The organism is Nocardiopsis listeri (assembly GCF_020741345.1).
In the GTDB taxonomy this organism is placed as follows: domain Bacteria; phylum Actinomycetota; class Actinomycetes; order Streptosporangiales; family Streptosporangiaceae; genus Nocardiopsis; species Nocardiopsis listeri_A.
Map to the genome: position 1 here is coordinate 1 of NZ_DYZD01000272.1, position 19,608 is coordinate 19,608.

At 68.1% G+C, this 19,608-nt stretch carries 17 protein-coding genes and 2 tRNA genes; 1 reads left to right on the forward strand and 18 read right to left on the reverse strand.

Annotated elements, in window-relative coordinates; genetic code table 11:
* Positions 1-48: 48 nt before the first annotated feature.
* From K8V84_RS14435 to K8V84_RS14490, 12 genes are all read right to left on the reverse strand, one after another.
* Entirely contained in the window at positions 49-1,314 is a 1,266-nt protein-coding gene (locus tag K8V84_RS14435; RefSeq protein ID WP_304074993.1) for a styrene monooxygenase/indole monooxygenase family protein, read from the reverse strand.
* A 74-nt stretch (positions 1,315-1,388) separates the two neighbouring features.
* Positions 1,389-1,946, reverse strand: coding sequence for an ATP/GTP-binding protein (locus K8V84_RS14440; RefSeq protein ID WP_304074995.1), 558 nt, complete (start codon positions 1,944-1,946; stop codon positions 1,389-1,391).
* A 22-nt stretch (positions 1,947-1,968) separates the two neighbouring features.
* Complete coding sequence (locus tag K8V84_RS14445) at positions 1,969-2,328, reverse strand: DUF742 domain-containing protein (RefSeq protein WP_084392184.1); 360 nt, start codon at positions 2,326-2,328, stop codon at positions 1,969-1,971.
* A 48-nt stretch (positions 2,329-2,376) separates the two neighbouring features.
* Positions 2,377-2,802, reverse strand: coding sequence for a roadblock/LC7 domain-containing protein (locus K8V84_RS14450; RefSeq protein WP_067597160.1), 426 nt, complete (start codon positions 2,800-2,802; stop codon positions 2,377-2,379).
* 97 nt (positions 2,803-2,899) lie between these two features.
* Positions 2,900-5,335, reverse strand: a complete 2,436-nt coding sequence (locus K8V84_RS14455) for a sensor histidine kinase KdpD (protein WP_304075003.1) — start codon at positions 5,333-5,335, stop codon at positions 2,900-2,902.
* 654 nt (positions 5,336-5,989) lie between these two features.
* Positions 5,990-7,237: a crotonyl-CoA carboxylase/reductase gene (gene ccrA, locus K8V84_RS14460; protein ID WP_304075006.1), complete on the reverse strand. Its 1,248-nt coding sequence runs from the start codon at positions 7,235-7,237 to the stop codon at positions 5,990-5,992.
* Between the two features lie 338 nt (positions 7,238-7,575).
* Positions 7,576-9,387, reverse strand: coding sequence for an ABC transporter substrate-binding protein (locus K8V84_RS14465; RefSeq protein WP_304075009.1), 1,812 nt, complete (start codon positions 9,385-9,387; stop codon positions 7,576-7,578).
* Positions 9,384-9,575 carry a hypothetical protein gene (locus K8V84_RS14470; RefSeq protein WP_304075012.1) on the reverse strand — a complete coding sequence of 64 codons (192 nt, stop codon included), beginning with the start codon at positions 9,573-9,575 and terminating at the stop codon, positions 9,384-9,386. Before K8V84_RS14470 ends, K8V84_RS14465 begins: the two co-directional genes overlap by 4 nt.
* A gap of 7 nt (positions 9,576-9,582) precedes the next feature.
* On the reverse strand, positions 9,583-10,605 hold the full coding sequence (locus tag K8V84_RS14475; protein WP_304075015.1) for an ABC transporter ATP-binding protein: 1,023 nt from the start codon (positions 10,603-10,605) through the stop codon (positions 9,583-9,585).
* Positions 10,602-11,669, reverse strand: coding sequence for an ABC transporter ATP-binding protein (locus K8V84_RS14480; protein WP_304075018.1), 1,068 nt, complete (start codon positions 11,667-11,669; stop codon positions 10,602-10,604). Before K8V84_RS14480 ends, K8V84_RS14475 begins: the two co-directional genes overlap by 4 nt.
* A 5-nt stretch (positions 11,670-11,674) precedes the next feature.
* A complete protein-coding gene (locus K8V84_RS14485) occupies positions 11,675-12,556 on the reverse strand; it encodes an ABC transporter permease (protein ID WP_304075021.1) in 882 nt (293 codons plus the stop codon).
* 16 nt (positions 12,557-12,572) lie between these two features.
* Positions 12,573-13,658, reverse strand: a complete 1,086-nt coding sequence (locus tag K8V84_RS14490) for an ABC transporter permease (RefSeq protein WP_304075023.1) — start codon at positions 13,656-13,658, stop codon at positions 12,573-12,575.
* Between the two features lie 316 nt (positions 13,659-13,974).
* Here K8V84_RS14490 and K8V84_RS14495 point away from each other — a divergent pair, with 316 nt between their 5' ends.
* Entirely contained in the window at positions 13,975-15,642 is a 1,668-nt protein-coding gene (locus tag K8V84_RS14495; RefSeq protein ID WP_304075026.1) for an alpha/beta fold hydrolase, read from the forward strand.
* 97 nt (positions 15,643-15,739) lie between these two features.
* Here the strand turns inward: K8V84_RS14495 and K8V84_RS14500 are convergent, their stop codons facing one another.
* The 6 genes from K8V84_RS14500 to K8V84_RS14525 form a co-directional block, all read right to left on the reverse strand.
* Complete coding sequence (locus tag K8V84_RS14500; protein ID WP_304075029.1) at positions 15,740-16,336, reverse strand: septum formation family protein; 597 nt, start codon at positions 16,334-16,336, stop codon at positions 15,740-15,742.
* A gap of 181 nt (positions 16,337-16,517) precedes the next feature.
* The gene (locus K8V84_RS14505) at positions 16,518-17,069 is read right to left on the reverse strand and encodes a septum formation family protein (protein ID WP_304075030.1); all 552 of its coding nucleotides are present in this window, start codon (positions 17,067-17,069) and stop codon (positions 16,518-16,520) included.
* Positions 17,070-17,304: 235 nt separating this feature from the next.
* A tRNA-Lys gene (locus K8V84_RS14510) sits at positions 17,305-17,378 on the reverse strand.
* Positions 17,379-17,583: 205 nt separating this feature from the next.
* Positions 17,584-17,660: transfer RNA gene (locus K8V84_RS14515), tRNA-Lys, on the reverse strand.
* 132 nt (positions 17,661-17,792) lie between these two features.
* Positions 17,793-17,978 (reverse strand): hypothetical protein, encoded by a 186-nt coding sequence (locus K8V84_RS14520; RefSeq protein ID WP_304075032.1) that lies wholly within the window; start codon positions 17,976-17,978, stop codon positions 17,793-17,795.
* A 179-nt stretch (positions 17,979-18,157) separates the two neighbouring features.
* The coding region (locus K8V84_RS14525) for an AfsR/SARP family transcriptional regulator (protein WP_304075034.1) at positions 18,158-19,608 on the reverse strand (1,451 nt) is incomplete at its 5' end.

A 19,608-nucleotide genomic window follows, 5' to 3' on the forward strand; every position in this document is an offset into this window, starting at 1 on the left:
GCCCGATGTCCATGGACATCGGGCACTACGAGGCGCACTCGGTTCTGGTCACACCCCGCCGCGCGCCCGAACCTCGGCGACGTACTTCATGGCCTCCTCCGGGTCCAGGAGCCAAGTGGCGTAGTCAGGCGGATAATCCCATCCCTGAATCCACCGGTCGGCCACCTCTGTGTGCACCGAAGCCGTCTCGACCAGCTCATAGAAGTGGGAGGGGAGGTCACCCTCATCCCACATGGTGGAATTCATCTCAGACCACATCTGGTTGTGCAGACCGAATTCCCAGAACCTGTCGAAGGCCGCCACCAGGAACTCCTCATCGAACCGGCGGTCACCGTGTTCCATGATGGCCTCAAGGTAAGCCTTCGCGCATCGCGTGGAATTGTTCCAGCTCTGCCCCACGTAGGGGTCCATGGTGACGACGACATCCGCCATACCCAGGACCTTTCCTCCGGATGGCAGAGTGCCGACCGGGTTGCGCACCTGTGGGGTCAGGTCCTCGATCAGGGTGCTGCGGCCACCGTCGACGAGCTCCGCGTCCCTGACCCGCTCGTAGTACTCAGGGGAGTACTGACGAAGCAGATCCTTCATACGACGCAACTGTTCCTGTGGCCCCGGCCGGTCGGGCCAGGCGTCCATGGGGCCGCCGCGTTTGTCCACCATGAGGAGGTTGTGGCAGGGGCCCTCCTGGCTCAGCATGGGGATGAAGATGGTGTTCCCGGCCTCCCGGGCAGAGCAGGCCCAACCGACGTTGTCGTCGTCCTCACTACTCGGCCAGACATCGTAGATCTGCGCCTGTGCGATGGAACGAGGCCTGGCTCCGGTGAACCGGCTCTCGTCGTAGTCGAAGAGCTGACCGAGTTCCCCGTGGCCGACGGCGACGATGATCAGGTCGAACATCCTGGAGAAGTAGTCGAGGTCGGTGACCGTGACGCCGTGGATGACCACCTTGCCCCCACGGTCCTCGAAGAACTCCAGCCAGTCGGCCATCTTGACGCGGCGGTCCACCGCCACCATGTAGTCGTTGGCCTTGCCCGTCCGGCCCTTGAGGGAGAGGAGCGAACGGTCGGCCCCGGGGTAGAGGTGGATTCGCTGCTGTCGGATCTGAGGGCTGAGGGCACTCCACAGATCCAGTTCGTACTGGCGCTCGTAGTCCAGAGCGGTGGGGAAGGTGAACTGCGTGACGGACGGCCGTCCCGTCCGGATCTCCGTCGAGGACTGCCCCGTGATCACCGTGACGTCGTAGCCATGGGTCAAGAGACCGTGGGCCAAGTGCAGGCCGGCGTGGCCGGCGCCGACGATAAGGATCTTGCGCATTGTGTCGCTAACTTTCCTGGGAATCTACGGGGCTGTGGGGAGGGTCGACCACGAGTCCGAGCGGCCCCCACCCGTCAGGCGACGGGCTCGCTCGTTCGATTGTGCTCCAGCGCGTACCTCAACAGGGTCTTGAGTACGTCGCCACCGGACATCCGGTGTCGGGCGTCGAAGTCGATGATGGGCACCTCCGGGCTGACCTCCAGGGCCTCGCGGACCTGCTCCGAGGTGTAGTCGAGGCGGCCCTCGAACTTGTTGAGCGCCACGATGTAGGGGATGCGCTTGTTCGTCTCGAAGTAGTCGACGGCGTCGAAGGAGTCCGCGAGCCTTCGGCAGTCGACCACGACCACGGCACCGACGGCGCCGCGGACGAGATCGTCCCACATGAACCAGAACCGGGCCTGACCCGGTGTACCGAACATGTACATGACCAGCTCGTCGTCGATGGTGATGCGACCGAAGTCCATCGCGACGGTGGTGGTCGTCTTGTCCGGTGTGACCGAGGTGTCGTCGTGTCCGACGCTGGCCTCGGTCATGATCGCTTCGGTCGTGACCGGTGGAATCTCCGACACCGAGCGCACCAAGGTCGTCTTGCCGGCGCCGAAGCCACCGGCGATGACGATCTTGCTCGACATCTTCTTGCGATTCGACCTGTTGTCACTGGAAAAGTCGTTCGAGACCACGAAGAGCCCTCTCCAGAACCTGGTTTTCCGATGGACTGCTGCCGGTGATGGTCGGGTGGATGTACACCAGGTCCTGCTCAGCCAGGTCACTGACCAGTACCTGCGTGACACCCAGAGGGATGTTCAGCTCGGCCGAGACCTCGGCGAGAGACCGTGTCTCCCTGCACAGCTTGTGGATGTTGATCGACTCCGGCATGAGGGTGCCAGGAGGGTCCTGCCCGGGCTCGGACGTCGAGACCAGGGTCTGCACCATCAGCGGATGCCGTGACCGGGTACGCCCACCCGTGAAGGTGAACGGGCGGACACGGTTACTCCTTCGCCTTCGGAAGCTCATAGCCGAGGCAACCTCATTCCTGCCGAACCGTTACGGAACACGCCGTCGTCAGTTCTGGATGACTTCGCGCAGCTGCGAACGCAACTGCGGCGTGAGCACGTGGGCGACGTTGTCCACGAGCTTGGCCATCTGGAAACCGACGATCTTCAGCTCCGTACCGGGTGCGGTCAGCACCGCCATGCAGGAACCGTCACTGATGGCCATGATGAAGAGGTGGCCGTGGTTGAAGCGGACGAGCAACTGCTCGCACTCACCCCGCTGGAACAGACCGGCTCCACCGACCGCCAGGCTGTGCAGGCCGCTGGAGATCGCCGCGAGCTGTTCCGCGTGCTCTTCGGGGAAGTCGCTGGAGTGGGTCAGCACCAGGCCGTCGGAGGAGACCACCACGGCGTGTTCGACACCGCGCACGTCCCGGACGAACCGGTCGATGAGCCACGAGAAGTTCTCAACGCTGTCGTTCGTGGATTCAGTCATGCTTGTGCTCTACCTGCCTCGGCCGAGTTTCTTGATTCGCTTGGGGTCTGGGAGACGGCGGAACCGCGCCGTGCGGCGCGGGTCGCCCTGTCGATCGTCATTCCTGGTCGCCCTCGAGATCCTCGCCTTCGAGGGCGGCGCGTTCCCCGTCGAGGAAGTCGCCGATCTCGTCGCGGATCTGCTCCGCCCGGGCCTCACCGGTGAGCTTGGGCGGGGTGTCCTCCCGGCCCTTGGGCGCGGGCGGCGGGTTGTCCGAAAGCGCTCCGGGGTGCGGCATCATCCGCAGCGGCGAACCGTGCGGGGTGGCGCTGCGCCGGGGCAGACCGGCCGACGTGACGGTGGAGTTCCCGCCGGTGGGCGGCTTGGGAGCTCCGTTGGAGCCGCTGGTGCCGTTGGTCTTGCCGTTGCCGGTCGATCCGATCGGTGTCACGGAGGCGCTCGCGCTCGGGGTCGTCGAGGTTCGGGCCTGCCCGGGAATCCGGGGGGTGGCGATCCGCAGAAGACCCTTCGGAATGATCGTGTAGGCGCTGACACCACGGAACGAACGAGGCTCCAGGCGGGCCTCCAGACCGTGCTTGCGGGCGATGCGGCTGGCCACGTACAGGCCCATGTGCCGGGGCACCTCGTCGTCGAGGACCGGTTCGCCCTCCAGCCGGTTGTTGAGCTCGGCCAGCTGGGACTCGGGGATGCCCACGCCCTCGTCCTCGACGACGATCATCAGGCGCCCGTCGTCCAACTCCTGGGCGCTGATCACCACCTGTGAGTGCTCGGGCGAGTTCGCCGTGGCGTTGTCCAGCAGCTCCGCGAGGAGGTGGCTGATGTCGTCGGCGGCCAGACCGGTGATGGAGGCCTGGGGGATCTTGCCGAGGGTGACCCTGGGGTAGTCCTTGATCTCCGAGGTCGCGGCACGGGCCACGTCCAGCAGCGGGACGATCTCGTCGTGAGCGTCGGACTCGCCACCGTCGTGCCCGGTCAGCACCAGGAAGTTCTCTCCGTTACGCCGCATACGGGTCGCGAAGTTGTCGATCTGGAAGAGCTTGTCGAGCAGGTCGGGGTCCTGGGCACTGGTCTCCAGTTCCTCGACCATCTCCAGCAGCGCGTCGACCAGGGAGAGGTCGCGCATGGCCAGTCCGGCGAGCGCCTCGTTGAGGAGGTCGTCCCTGGAGTCGCGAGGGGCCTCGGAGACGGCCTCGGTCACCTCCGCCTTGGCGGTGGCCTCCTCGTCCCGGACGGCGCCGTCTTCGGGCTCGGGGGCCTCGGTCTGCGCCTCCTGCTCCACCGGGGCCTCGGCTCTGGGCCGATCCCGCTCCGGGCTCGCCTCCTCGCCCGTTTCCTCCTCCGCACGGGTGAGCGCCTTGTCCTGGCGCACCTCCGGGGAGAGGGACGGTTCGGCGCGCTCGGCGAAGAGCGTGGCGGCCGACTCTGCGGTGATCACCTGCGGCTGCTGCCCGGCGGCGAGCACGATGACGTGCTGGACGGGCTGACCGTAGGGGTTGATCTGACCGTAGGGAGCGAACTGGCCCGGGTAGACCATCGGCTGTCCCGGCAGGACGTAGCCGGGCGGCTGATAGGGCAGCGGGTAGGCGTTCTGGTACGGCAGCGGCTGCGCGTAGGCCTGGTAGTGCGGCGCGGGCTGCGGCGCCGGCGGCCGCGGCGGGTAGTCGGCCCGCGGGTACCCGGCGGGCGGGGCGGTGGGGTGACCCTCATGGTGCGGCCGCTGGTAGTAGTACGAGTTCGGCTCGTACCCGCCTCGGTAGCCGTACTCGGGGTACCCCTGGGGGCCGGGGGGCGCGGGCGGTCCCTGGTGGCCGTACGGCCCGGGGTGCCCCTGTCCCTCCGCGTAACCCCTGGGCGCGCGGTAGTCGTACGGGGCAGCGGTCCCCTGGTGTCCCTGCGGGGCGTAGGGGTCCTGACCGACCGGACCCCGCTCCCAACCGTGTTCCGGGCCCTGGTCATGGGTGGAGGGACGCTGCGATTCGTAGGGCGTCTGCGGACCCTGCGCGTACCGCGGCGGCCGCTGCTCCTCCTGCGCGGGCGCCCACCGGCCTTGCGACGCCGAGGGCTCGGCCGGCGGCCACGGGGCCTCCTGTGGCGCTTCCGGGCGCGGTGGCTCCGCGCCGCGCACCTCGGCCCTGCGCGGCTCGGAGACCGCGTGCTGCCCCGGCGCGGGCCGGTGGTCGGCCTCGGGGGTGGGTGGGGACACAGGGGCCTGAGGCCGCTCTGTGTTCTCTGACGGGGTGGGGGTGTCGGTCATGGTGTCCGTGGTGGCGGGAATGTTCTGGCTGCGGGGTTCGGGCTCGTCGAGCCCGACGCCGCGCCACTGACCGACCGGGGTCGCGCCGGTGTCGACGTCGTCGACCTCGACGTTCCTGGTCGTATAGGGGTTGGGGACGCTCACCCTGGAAGCGGGACGGTAACCGTTCTCGGCGGACGCGGAGAAGGGTCCGGTGGGGGGCTCCGTCGCGGGTGTGGCCTCGCCGCCCGACGAGCGGTCGTCGGGTTCTTGCGAGTGCGGATGCACGGGCTGATGCACGGGATTTCCTAGCTCGGTCTCCGGTGACGGGGGTTCCTGGGACTTGACCATCCGGGAGATGGCCCGGCGGAACCGTCCTTCACGCCTGGCTCCACGCCCACCCTCCGTCGACATCATCTTGGCCAGGGAGTCGTCATCGCGTTCCTGCGGTGACTGCGCCTGTGCCACAATCTCGTCTCCTCGAATCAGGTGGGCGGCTCGGCGGTGGCCCCGCACCACCGCCCCGACCAGGGAGGATGAAACTTCGGGGCCTTCGATCGGTTCCCTGGCGGGCCAGGCTTCCCGATCGCCGGGGGAACGCCTCGACGGTTTCCGGGGCCGAGCGGAGATGTGGTCGGGCCTGTCACCGGACCCGGCGACGCGCGCCCGATCCGGAGGACAAGTGTCCGCGTTCCACACAATTCCTGTTCTTCCACCGAGAACCGTCGTTCGGTTCGTCAGACTAACAAAGGACGCCCCGCTTGACAGAAGAATCGAAGAAGCCCCTAAAGGGCCCCGAACAGAACCCACATGACGTGCGAGAACACCCGGAAACCAGCACCCTCGCCACCCCCCGGAACGCGGCATATATACCTTTTGTCTGTTTCTAGCCAGGTGTCATCAGTATCACGACGCCCACGGCCCGTATCGGGGCCATGGAGCACAGAAAGAGTGCTAAGGGATGTCGATATCGGCCTGACCTGGGGCGGCGTTGACGAGCGCGACCATGTTGCCCGGCGGCTGCCGATTCTCACGTAGGAGCTGGTGGGCCTCGCCGATCTCGTCGAACCCGACCACCTTGGACACACATGGGTCGAGTTGTCCGCTCTCGACCAGGCCGATGACCATGCGGCACTGGGCCGGCGAAGCGAAGTGGGAGCCCTGGAGGCGCTTGAGACGCATCCACAGGAAGCGCAGGTCCACGTCGGCCTGGAAGCCGGAGGTGGCCCCGCAGATGACGACCATGCCCGAGTTGTCGCACAGGTACAGGGACGTGGGCAGGGTGTCGGCGCCGGTGTGCTCGAACACGATGCGGGGTGAACGCCGCTCCCCCAACTCCGCCCAGAAGCGCTTGCCGAAGGCCCGCACCCCGCGGAACCACTCCGCGTAGGCCTGGGTGTCGCTCTCGTCGGGGACCCGACCCCAGTGATCGAACTCTGTGCGCAGGATGGTGCCGACCGCGCCCAGTTCGCGGCACAGCTTCGCCTTCTCCTCGGTGGAGACCACGGCGACGGGCCTGCCACCGACCTGTCGGGCGAGTTGGATGGCGGAGGAGCCCAGGCCGCCCGCGCCGCCCCAGACGAGGACGGGGTCCCCGGGGCGCACGACGTTGGGCGGCCAGCCGAACAGCTGCCGGTAGGCGGTGGCGGCGCTGACGAGGAAACCCCCGGAGACGTCCCAGGGCAGGGACGCGGGTTTGCGGTGCAGCTGGACGTCACGGGCCAGGGTGAACTGGCCGAAGGATCCGTGGTTGTTCTCGTAGCCCCAGACCCGCATGCTCCTGGAGGCGATGGGGTCGCCTCCCATGCGGATGTCGTCGGCCGTCTCGTCCCATTGGCCGGGGGCGATGATGACGTGGTCGCCGACCTCCACATTGGTGACGCCCTCGCCGACGGCCCAGACCACGCCGGAGCCGTCGGAACCACCGACGTGGTAGTCCTCGGTCTCCCCCGCCTTCTCACGGGCGGCGATGACGTCGGCCGGGTGGCCCATGGCGGCCCAGATGTTGTTGTAGTTGATCCCGGCGGCCATCGTGTAGATCAACACGTGCCCCGGTTTCAGCTCGGGGACCGGAACGACCTCGCGGGCGAACGCGTCGCGGGGTTCGCCGTAGCGCTCCCTGCGGATGGTGAAGGCGTGCATGCGTCGGGGCACGTGCCCCAAAGGCGGAACCTCACCCAGTCCGTACAGGTCCTCGGGCATTGCACACCGGTCCTTTCCATGGCCTGGGCCAGGGAGGGAGAAAGAGATGGGGGATCGACGCCCGGGAGAATTCGCGCACGAACAAGGACCGATCACCGCAGTTCAGAGGACCATGACCCGCCCCACCGACCCGAGATGACCGAAACAAGCTAAAATAACCAGCCGTTTCTGTGAAGCACGTGAAATGCTTCTGTTCGCACCCCCGAGACGCCATTCTTCACCTGGAATCCTCGCAAAGCAGACCGGCATAAAGAATGGACCAAGGTCACGAGTAATAAGGGTCGAACGGGGCAGGGTCCGAAGACCCCGCCCCGCGCACCACCGTCACCGAGCGATGATCAGTCCTGGACCGGCTCCAGTTCGCCCTGGATCAGGGCGAGGATGACGTGGTTGTCCTGGTACTGCTCGTTCTGCGAGGTGGGCGTGTCCGTCGGGAACGCCTCGACCCGGGTGCCCTCGATCGCCGGGGACAGGTACTTGTAGGTCCAGATCGGGATGCGCGGCAGGAGTTCGTTGAAGATGATCGAGAGCTTCTTCAACGCCTCCATCTGCTCTTCCTCGTTCTCCGCTCGTTGGGCGGTGTCCACCAGTTCGGCGATGTCGACCTCGCCCTGGGAGGGGCTCTCGACCCGGAGGTCGAAACCCTGGCCCGGGGAGTCGTCGGTACCGGCGTTCTCGGTGAGGAAGTTCATCTGGAACGCGCCCCAGTAGTCGGGCTGTTCGGGGTTGCCCCAGTGCCGGACGGCGACCTCGAAGTCACCGGCGCCCCAGATACCCCACGGATTGTCCTCGGGTACGTTGCGGGCCTCGGTCTTGATGCCGAAGTCGTTCCAGGCCTCCTCCACCTGGGTGGCGGTCAGCTCGAAGTCACCCCAGCCGGCGACACCGATGACCTCGAAGCTGGCCTCCTCACCATCGGGCAGGAACCACTTGCCGCCCTCCAGGGTCCAGCCGGCCTCCTCCAGCAGTTCGGTGGCCTTGTCGTGGTCCTGGTCGTAGTTCTCGAACTCGTCCAGTTCCTCGGCGGTGAAGATCTCCTCGGCCTGGATGTCGGCCAGACCCGCGTAGTGCTCGACCCGGCTGTAGGCCTCGCCTCGGGCGACCTGGCCGATCTGGTCGCCGTCCAGGATGTAGGCCAGCGCCTTGCGCACACGGACGTCCTGGACCTCCGGCTTGGCCCGGTGGTTGAACATGATGCCGCAGCCGTCGTAGCCGGCGTGCTCGATCCAGCGGAACCCCTCCACGCCCTGGAAGGCCTGCTGGTCGGCGGCGGAGGGCGCCAGGGTCGAGTAGTCGACGTCACCGCTCTGGATCAGCAGCGCGGACTGGCGGTTGTCGCCCTTGTGGATGACCACCTCGTCGAACGCGACCTCGGTGCCTTGGTAACCCTCCTCGTTGCGCACCAGCGTGATGCGCGCGTCCGAGATCTGCGCCTCGTCGAACTTGTACGGACCGCTGCAAATGATCTCGTCGGGGTCGAACTCGATGAACTCGGCGTTCCAGTCGGCGTGCTCGTCGTCGCCCTGACGGACACCGTCGTTGACCATCTCCACGGCGGGTTCGCCATAGCCCTCGTAGGTGGTCTTGGAGACGATGCGGTGCTTGATGATGCTGCGTTCGATGTTGGGGAAGGGGTCCTCGAAGCCCAGTCGCACGCTCACGTCGTCCAGCTTCTCCAGGTCCTGGACCTGCGGGAACCCGAAGCCCCACGGCGGGGCCTCCAGGACGCGCATGGCGTAGCTGCGGATCATGTCGTCGGCGTTCAGGTCCGAGCCGTCGCTCCACTTCAGTCCGGACCTCAGCGTCACGACGAGGTCGTCGCCGTCCCACTCGTGCCCTTCGAGCAGAAGGTAGTCCCACTCCTGGGTGCTCCAGTTGTAGACACCACCGGGGCACAGGAACAGGTCCTTGTACACGGAACCGAGCAGCAGCGCACCGTCCTCACGGTGGACGTTGCGGGTCATGGAGTCCAGGTCGAAGTCGAAGACCCCGGTGAACTGTGCGGCGCCACCGCTCGCCGTCTCACCGCCGGCGCAGGCCGACAGGAGCCCGGCGCCCGTGGCGCCGGCCGCGCCGAGCCCCATGGCCCTGAGGAGGCGACGTCTGCTCAGATCCTGTCGGATCGCGTTGTGGAGGGGGTGGGAGGTCATTGTTGACGCTTCCTTTCCAGGAGGATGGCGAGCAGACCGAGACTGAGGACGACCAGGCCGATACCGACGGTGACGGCGCTGATGACGAACTCGGCTGTGCCGGGGGATGTGAACACGGCCATGAGGGTGCAGGCCAGGGTGAGGAAGGCTCCGACGAAGACACCGAAGCGCCCGATGAGGAGGAGCAAGGTCTCCTCACCCCCGGGTGACGACGTGGCAGGCGAGCAGCCGGTCATGGTCTCGTACCAGCGGGGGTCGAACGGCGTCACAGTCGCCCTCGGCGTAGAGGGGACAGCGCGGATGGAAGTCGCAGCCGGGTGGCAGGTCGGTGAGGTCGGGAAGGTCCGCGTCGCGCAACCGCACCCGTTCCTTCTTGTGCACCAGGTCCGGGTCGGGTTCGCACACGGCGGAGACGAGCGCCTTGGTGTACGGGTGTCGCGGATCGTTGACCACCTGAGGGGTGGCGCCCTGTTCCACGACCTTGCCGAGGTACATGACGGCGATCTCGCCGTGCCAGGCGAAGTACTTGGCGACGGCGAGGTCGTGGGTGATGAACAGGAAGCCGACGCCGAGCTCGTCTCGGAGCCTGCCGAGGGTGTTGAGGAGGCTCACCCGAATGGACACGTCGAGCATCGACGTGGACTCGTCGGCGATGATCACCTCGGGGTTCATCGCCAGGGCGCGGGCCACGGCGACACGTTGCCGTTGGCCACCGGACATCTGGTGGGGGTACTTGTCGAGGTGGTCCTCGGCGGGCGTCAGGTCGACGCGTTCGAGGAGTTCGGCGGTGACGCGCCTGGCCTCGGCGTGGTTCCTCACCATCTTGTGGCGGCGCAACCCGGCGGAGACCGTGGAGTAGACGGTGCGGACCGGGTTGAGGGAGGCGTAGGGGTCCTGGTGGATGTACTGGACCGAGCGGCGGAAGGCGGCGCGTTCCTTCCGGTCCATCGAGGCGACGTCCTTGCCCCGGAACAGCACGGATCCGGCGGTGGGATCGGTCAGGGCCGCGGCCATTCGGGCCGTCGTGGTCTTGCCGCAGCCGGACTCCCCCACCAGGCACAGGACCTGTCCGGGGCGGACCTTCAGGTCGACGCCGGCGACGGCGGGGACCTCGCCTCGGGGTGTCTTGAAGATCTGCCGAGCGCCCTTGAGGGTGAGCACCGGTTCGGTCCTCGTCCCGGTACTCACCGGGGTGGTGTCGAAGGTGTGGTCGATCAACGGGAGGCCCCCTCTGCGTGGAGTTCGGCGTCGGTGGAGCGCAGGCAGGCCGCCGCGTGGCTAAGACCCTCGTCGCGGGGAACGAGCACGTCCAGGTCCGGGCGGGTGAGGTCGCAGTCGGCCAGGGCGTGGGCGCAGCGCGGGGCGAAGGAACAGCCCGGGGGCAGCGCGTGGAGGCTGGGCGGGCCGCCGGGCAGCGACTCGGGGACGTGCAGGTCCCCGATCACCGGGGGCACGGAGTCGATCAGCGCCGAGGTGTAGGGGTGCCTGGAACGATGGAAGACGTCCCGGGTGGTGCCCGTCTCGATGAGGCGTCCCGCGTACATCGTGCCGACCCGGTCGGCCAGGGCTGCGGCCAGGCCCAGGTCGTGGGTGATGAAGACCATCGAGAAGCGCAGCCGTTCGCGCAGTTCGGCGAGGCGTTCCACGATGGAGCGCTGGGTGAGCAGGTCCAGGGCGGTGGTGGGTTCGTCCAGGATCAGCAGTTGGGGGCGCAGCGCCAGGGCCAGTGCGATGAGGCTGCGCTGTCGCATTCCGCCGGAGAGTTCGTGGGGGAAGGAGTTCAGGACCCGGGCGGGGTCGAGCCGGACCATCTCCAGGAGTTCGGCGGACTGTTCGATGATCTCCCGGCGGGGGCGTCGACGGCCGTTCTCATGGGCACGGAAGGTGTCCACGAAGTGATCCTCGATGCGCAACACCGGGTTGAAGGCGTTCATGGCGCCCTGGAAGACCATGGCCGCCTCGCTCCAGCGGAAACGGCGCAGTTTCTCCTTGTGGAGGGTGCGCACGTCGACCCGGGTGCCGTCCTTGCGGCGGAAGAGGATCTCGCCCCTGGGGATGACACCGGTGCGCGGCAACAGGCGGAGCAGGCCCAGGCCGAGGGTGGTCTTGCCGCAGCCGGACTCCCCCACCAGGGCCATGGACTGGCCGGGGTGGAGGTCGAAGGAGACGTCGTGGACGGCGGTGACGTGGGTCCGGCGCCCGGTGCGGTAGCCGACGTCGACGCCGCGGACCGACAGCAGGGCGCCGTCGTCGGTGTCCGGGTCGGTGGGGAGGTCGTTCACGGGGATCACCTGTCCCGGAGTCGGGGGTTGAGGGCCTGTTCCAGGGAACGGGTCATGGTGACCAGCCCGATCTGGAAGAGCATGATCATGACCATCGGAGCGATGAGGAAGGGCGCCGCCTGGGGTAGGAGGAAGGCGTTGTTGTCCCAGGCCTGCTGGATCATCAGCCCCCAGTTGTCGGCGGTGCTGGGCAGCAGGCCGAGCAGGTACATGCCGACGACGGCGTAGATCGCGTTGGTGATGGCGATGATGAAGTTGATGAAGATGTAGCCGGCCATGTTGGGCAGGACCTCGACGAGGAGGATCCGGGCGGTGCCCAGGTCCTGGAGGCGGGCGGCCTCGATGAACTCGCGTTCCTTGAGGCTGAGCACCTGCGCGCGGATCGATCTCATCAGGAACGGCCAGGTGACCAGGCCGATGATGAAGGAGACGACCAGCGGGGACGAGGTCCGGTAGAAGGACGCGATGACCAACATCAGCACGATGAACGGGACGGTCATCGTGATGTCGGTGACCTGGAGCAGGAAGTGGTCGATCCGACCTCGGACGTAACCGGCGACCGCGCCGAGCACGACGGCGATGGCGACGGTGATGAGCGCGGCGACGAAGCCGACCCAGATGGGTTCACGTCCGCCGAGGACGAGTTGGGTGAAGGTGTCCTTGCCCTCGTGGTTGGTGCCGAGCCAGTGTTCGGCGTTGGGCGCGCCCCAGATTCTGGTGACGTCGGTGGGGTTGGCCGGGTCGACGAAGAGCGGCCCGACGAAGGAGAAGAGCAGGACCCCGAGGACCAGGCAGAGTCCGATGAACCCGCTGGTGCTGCGGGTGATGCCCTGCCAGATGGTGCCCCAGACACCGGTGGCGGGGGCGGAGGCTGTGGTGACGGCCATGTCTCGTGCGTCCCCTCTAGTTCCGGATACGCGGGTCGAGCCTGCTGTAGAGCAGGTCGGAGATGAGGTTGGCGACCACCACGCACGAGGTGATGATGACGAGCAGGCCCTGCAGGAGCGGGTAGTCGCGGTAGTGGACGGCGTCCAACAGCAGGCCGCCCACGCCCTTGTAGACCAGGACCTGTTCGACGAAGATCGCGCCGCCGACGAGGGTGCCGAAGGAGATGGCGATCTGGGCGACCAGTGGCAGGACCGCGTTGCGACCGACGTAGGCGGTGGCGATGCGGGTGTCGGGCAGGCCGCGGGCGCGGGCGACGGTCACGTAGTCCTCGCCGAGGACCTCGGTGGTGGAGGCCTTCATGACGAGCATCCAGGTGCCGATGATGGCGAGGACGTAGGTGAGGATCGGCAGGGCCGCGTGGTAGAACGCGTCGCCGACGAAGGTGGGTGTGAAGCCCGGTTCGACGCCGGGGCTGAGGGTGCCGCGTAGGGCGATGGGGTTGAACCAGCCCAGGTACATGCCGCCGCCGACGACGAGGACCATGGCGATGAGGTAGTTGGGGATGGCTCCCAGGACCGAGGCGAGGACGCTGAGCACGTGGTCGACGGCCTTGTTGCGCCGGTAGGCCATGACCATGCCCAGGGCCAGGCCGAGTCCGATGGCGATGAGGGTGCCCACGCCGATGCTGAAGAGCGTCCAGGGCAGGTAGGCGCCGATGGCCTCGGTGACGCCGACCCCGGGGCGGTTGATGGTGCCACCGAAGTCGAAGGTGAACAGGCCGACGAAGAACTCCCACCACTGCCGCAGCAGGGGCGCGTCCGGGTCGTAGGCGAGCGAGTTCGTGGCGATGGCGCGCGCTTCCTCCATCGACATGCCGCCCTGGGTGAGGCGGCCTGCCATGACGTCGATCGGGTCGCCCGGCATCGCGCGTCCGAGGAAGAACGTCACGTTGGCGACCACGAACACCACGACGACGGCCTTGCGGACCTTGACGAAGAGGTGGTCGCGCCAGATCCGCCCCAGGAGGGTCGTTTTGGGGGGTGTGGAGGGCCCGACGTCACCGGTGTCCGGTGGCGGGGCGGCCGCGAGTTCGGTGGCCACGGGGCTCCTTCGAACGAGGGGGTCGGGAGGGTGAAAGCGCCACGCTTCTATTAGGAAAGTTTCCTAATAGAACGTCACGCTAACGCGCCCGATGTGCTCCACGCCACCCCCGTGACCGAACGGCGTCCTTCGCGCGACCCGATCGCCACCGGGAACCGCACAGACGGCCACAAACCACCCGATATGAACGGGGTCGGGTGTCCGCATCCGGTCACCAGGTCCTACTCATGACATTTGTGGGTGTTGGTACTCCACGCCCCCTTCGTACGGTTGCCGCGCATACGCACGCTTCCGACGACAGCGGAGGGAATCCCCCGTGCCCCCAGCACGCACCGTCATCCGTGGGACCGCGGCCATGATGGCCGGCGGTCTCGCCCTGACCCTGGCCACAGCGACCCCCGCCACGGCCGAACCCGTCGATCCGCGCCCCCTGGACGACAGCGCCACCTTGGACGCTCTGGCCCCCTTCCACGAGCAGGAGGTCGGCTGGGCCCTTTGCGAGGAGGAGCTCTTCGCCGAACTCGAACTGGAGTGCGCCCGGATCGAGGTCCCCCTCGACTACGCCGACCCCGGCGGAGTACGCATCGAGATCGCCATCCTCCGCGACGCGGCGAGCGACCCCGATGCCCGCCGAGGCATCCTGTTGAGCAACCCGGGCGGCCCCGGCGGCGCGGGCCGGGCCCTCGGCGCCGACCTGGGTCTGAGCACCCGCGCCGGAGAGGTCTACGACAACATCGGCATGGACCCGCGCGGAACCGGGGCGTCGACCCCGCTGGACTGCGGGAGCGAGTTCCCGATCAGCCACCCGCGACCCACCGACCGACAGATCTCCCGGACCACCCGGGAGACGATCCGTTACACCCGGGCCTGCGACGAGGCGGAGGGCGACCTGCGTCCGCACATGACCACGGCCAACACCGCCAGGGACATGGACGTGATCCGCGCGGCGCTGAACGAGGAACGTCTCAACTACGTCGGCTACTCCTACGGCACCTACCTGGGCGCGGTGTACGGGAGCCTGTTCCCCGGCCGGCTCGACCGCAGCGTGCTCGACTCACCGGTGCACCCGGACGGCATCTGGCGGGAGAGCTTCATGATGCAGGCCACCGCCTACACCGACAACATGCGGCGGTACTCGGCATGGTTGGCCGAACACGACGAGGTGTTCGGGATGGGGGACGACCCCGAGGAGATCCTGCGCGTCTTCGAGGAGACCGCGGACCGCCTGCAGGAGGAACCGCGCGACGATCATCCGAGCGGTCAGGCCTACGACGGCAACGCCTTCGCGGCGGAGGCGGGGTTCGCGGCGCGGGGCCAGAGCACCTGGGACGACGCCACCTGGTACCTCAAGGACGTCATCGCCGGCGAGCCCTTCCCCGAGGTCGAACCCGTGCCCGAGATCGACCAGGACGTGGCCGACCTCTTCGGGATGAACATGGACCTGCACACGGCGATCCTGTGCGAGGCCCGATGGCCCGAGCGTCTCTCCACCTACCACTCGGACATGCGCGACCACCGCGACAACCACCCCTACGGTACGGGCGCGCACTGGGCGGGCCCGCAGACCTGCGGCTTCACCCGGAACCAACCCGCCGAACCGGCGGTGGACCTGATTCCGGCGGGCACGACCACCCCGTTGGTCATCGCCGGTGAGTACGACGCGAACACGGCCTACGTGGGAGGTCCCGCCATGGCCAAGACCCTGGACGGCTCCCTCGTCACGGTCACCGATGACGGCGGCCACGGGTTCTACGCCATCGTCGACCCGGTCGACCTGGAGTTCCTGTACCCGTGCGTGAACGAGGCGGTGGACGCCTACCTCGTGGACGGCGCGGACCCACGGGACCTGGAGTGTGCGGGGCCTCCTCGCCCGGAGGCGACCTCCGATCGGCCCGACGCGGAGGACCTGGGCGAGCTGTTCCAGCGGTTCGAGGAGTACGACGGGTCCGAACCGACGCCTGCCCGGACCCTCGGGCACCGCTGATCATCACCCACGACGGAGAACGGCCCGCACCTGTGAATGTTCACCGGTGCGGGCCGCTTCCGTGGACGGGGACGCCGTCGCGCCATCTCGTCCGTCACTACATCTGCGCGTCCTCGAGGGTGCCGGTGGTCTGCTCGCCGTACTGGCCGATCAGGCACAGGTACTCACGGTCGCCCTGTTCCCAACCGTCCTCCGTCGGCATGAGGCTGGAGAAGTCCAGCGCCGACTCCACGTAGTCGGTCCCGACGAAGTCCTCGAAGGCGTCGACGCAACCCTCGTTGACCATGTCGTTGAGGGTGTCGCCGGCCGGGTAGGGACCACTCTCGTCGAGGGTGCCCTCGTAGTAGACCTCGAGGTCGTGCGGCTCCGAGCAGTCGATCTTGGGCACCGAGCTGACGTTCTCGTCGTCGTCGGCGCTCCACTCGTTGATGCAGTCGCCGATGCCGAGGACGAACACGTCCTCGTCCTGTGCGCCGAGCGGCTCGGGCTCCTCGGTCTCGGGAGCGGTGAAGTCGGTCTCCTCCTCCACCGGCTCTTCGCTCTCGATGGGCGTGGGGGCCGGCTCGGGCTCCGCACCCTGGAAGGCCGGGGGGAGGAACGGGAGCCCACAGGCGCTGAGGGACAGGACCGCGCCCACGGTCAGGGCCGCCAGGGCGGCACGGCCGGGCAGGTACCGGTGGGCTTGGGACACCATTGCTCACTCCAACAAGATCGTCTCTGCTGCACCGATCTTGGTCGACCGGCACCACCTATATCGATGCGCCGGAGCCGGAGAAGGTTCCATCGACCTGCGGATTTCATGAAAATTCGCTAAAAAACAAACGGCCGGCGCCTCTCGTAAGCGCCGACCGAAACCGATCGAAAGCGGTCGAAGATCAGCGTCCGGAGGCCTCGAGCGTGCCGCTGGTGGGCTCGTTGGCGATGACATAGCAGAGGATCTCGCGGTCGCCCGCGGCCCAGCCCTCCGCGATCGGGCGGAGCGAGCCGGTGAAGAACTCCGAGTCGTACCACTCGATGCCGATGAACCGGGTGAAGGCCTCACCGTCGCAGGCATCGTCCGCGGCGGTGACGACCGCGTCGTCACCGGGGAATTCCCCCTCGGGGAGGATCTCGCTGTGGAAGAACTCGGAGTCGTGCGGCTCCGAGCAGTCGATCAGCGGGATGCCGCTCACCTCTTCGCCCATCAGGGCGGTCTCCATCTCGGCCTCGTTGAAGCAGTCACCGACGCCGACCTCCATGACGTCCTGCGTCTCACCTGCCGAGGTGTCTCCACCCTCCGAGACGCCTTCGGCCCCCGCCGTCCCCGGGGTGCCCTGCCCGTTCTCCAGTGCGGTCTGGACGATTCCGCAGGCGGACAGGGAGAGAACCGCTCCGGCGGCCAACAGGGAGAGGGAGGCGGTACGGACGGCGGGGATGAGAACGGACATGGCGGTCTCCGGTCTAGTCAAGGGATAGGGGTACCGAACCGGGAACAGGGGGTTGGCGGCAGGAAGACAATTCACCACATATTGACCAGTTGTCAATTCGGTTTCCCCTCGGCCACAGAGGTGTCACGAACCTCGACTCTTCGTGGTCGACGGCAGTGACCCGACCCTGGGAACACCGTGGAAACGACGAAGGCCCCGGTCGACGTTCTCCGTCGACCGGGGCCTTCACCCGCTGTGCGCCATCAGGGACTCGAACCCCGGACCCGCTGATTAAGAGTCAGCTGCTCTGACCGACTGAGCTAATGGCGCGTGTTCTCCGCCGGGCCCTTGGGCCCTTCCGCGGCAACGAAGACAACTCTACCGGATCCTCGGAGCGACTTGCGCCGTTCAGGACCCGTTCGCCGCCGGTTGTGCCGCAGACCACTGAGCGCGCCGCCCACCCGGGAACCCTGTCGGCCCAGCGACGGCGAACGAAAGGCCCCGGTGACCGTTTCCGATCACCGGGGCCTTCGCCTGGTGCGTCATCAGGGACTCGAACCCCGGACCCGCTGATTAAGAGTCAGCTGCTCTGACCGACTGAGCTAATGACGCCCGATCCCCGCGGAGGACCTCGTGGTCCCCTGCGGCAACGGATGTAACTCTAGCAGGGCCGCGGGGTGGCCGCGAACCGGTTTCGGGGCCGGCCCAGGGTCGGCCCCGTCACATCGCGGATGCGCCGGCTCTCTAGGAGAAGGCCAGCACCAGGGCGACGATGATCCCGATGGCGAGGAGGACGCCGACGCCCGCCAGCACCAGCGGGAGGATCGGGCGGCGCGGGGTCTCTTCGGGCTCGGGGTTGTCGTCGACGAAACGGCGGAAGTGCTGCGTGGTTCCCGCCGGGTCCATGTCGGGATCGTTGTTCTGCGTCATGGGGTTGACACTAGCGACTCATGGCACCGGTGAGCACCCCCTGACGCAGAATCGGTCGATCTCACAACCGTCCATTGACGAAGCGAGAACCCGGCATCGGGGCGGCGATGGTCCTGCCGACGCCCCTCCCCCCCGTCGTGACCCGACCGAAAACCGAACGTAAGAGGGTTGCCGCAGACTCAGTGCGGGTGCTCGGAGCCCGGTCGGTACTTCCCCGCGGCCGAGCCCGCGCCCAAGGGCCCGGCACGAAGAACCGCGGCCATCCGAGCCGTGGGGGAGATCCCTCGTGCCGGGTCCACCCGTTCCACCAGTCGCACCAGGACGTCCGCCGTGTGTTCGGGATGGGTGTCCAACCACGCCACCGCCATGCGCAGCGGCAGGGGCAGCCCACCGGCCAGTTCGGCCACCCGGCGCAACGCCTCTTCCGGGTGGCGCCGCTCCCCCAGCAGGGAGTGCAGCAGTGCCACCGCGTCCGCGACGCCCAGGGCGTCGATGGGCAGCGCCCGCACGCCGTCGCGCACCAACAGGTCGGTGAGCCAGTGGCGGCCGGTCACCACCGCGGCGCTGCCGGGGTCGCCCGGCAGGAGCGGGCGCACCTGGTGGGCGGTGGCGGCGTTGTCCAGGAGCAGGAGTACCCGCCGTCCGGCCATCAGGGAACGCAACCGGGCGGCCGCCTCGTCGGCCTCGTCCTCGGCGGCCGACAGGTCCAGGGCACCGATGCGGCCCGTCGACAGGGAACGCACCAGGCGGCGCAGGACCTCGGTCGCCTCGCGAGGCGTGCCGTCCGGACGGCGCAGGTTCACGTAGAGCCGCCCGTCCGGGAAGTGCGCGGCGACGGAGTGCGCCCAGCGGACGGCCAGGGCGCTGGCGCCGGCCCCGGCCGGCCCGCGGACCAGGACGCTCACGGGGGTGGCGGCGCAGGGGTCTACGAGACGGTCGAGTTCGGCCAGTGTCTCGGCCCGACCCACGAGCGGGCTCGGGGCGGCGGGGAGTTCGGCCGGCACAAGGGGCCAGGGCCCGTGTTCGTCCTCGCGCGCGGAGTGGGAACAGGTGTCGCGGTGGGCCCTGGGACGTGGCACCGAGAGGGTCTGGACACCCGGCCGGGCCGGGGGCGGGTCGGGGTGGGCGCTCACGCGGGTGGGCCTCCCACCGCCCCCCAGATCACCGCGCAGGACACCGTGGAAGGCCGCCAGGAGCTCACGGCCGGGGGCGAGACCGGGTTCCTCGGCCAGGGCCGAGCGCGCCCGGGAATAGGCGTTCAGGGCCTCACTCCGTCGGCCGCACCGGTACAGGGCGACCATCTGCACCCGGATGAGGGGTTCGCGTCGGGGGTGCGAGGCGACGATGGGTGCGACCCGTTCGGCGACGCGCTCGTGTTCGCCCCGGGCCAGGTCCGCGGTGAAGGCCCGTTCGGCCACCCGGAGGAGCTCCTCCTCGATCGGCGGCACTTCGTGGCGGTGCAGGGCCGGGGAGGCGACGTCGGTGAGCACGGGACCGCGCCAGAGGGTCAGGGCTCGACCGAGCAGATCGGCGTGGGCGTCGGTATCTCCGCGTTCGGCCGCGCGATCCGCCTTGTTCACCAGGGCCCGCAGGCGCAGCAGGTCGCAACGGTGCGTTCGGAGGTCGACGC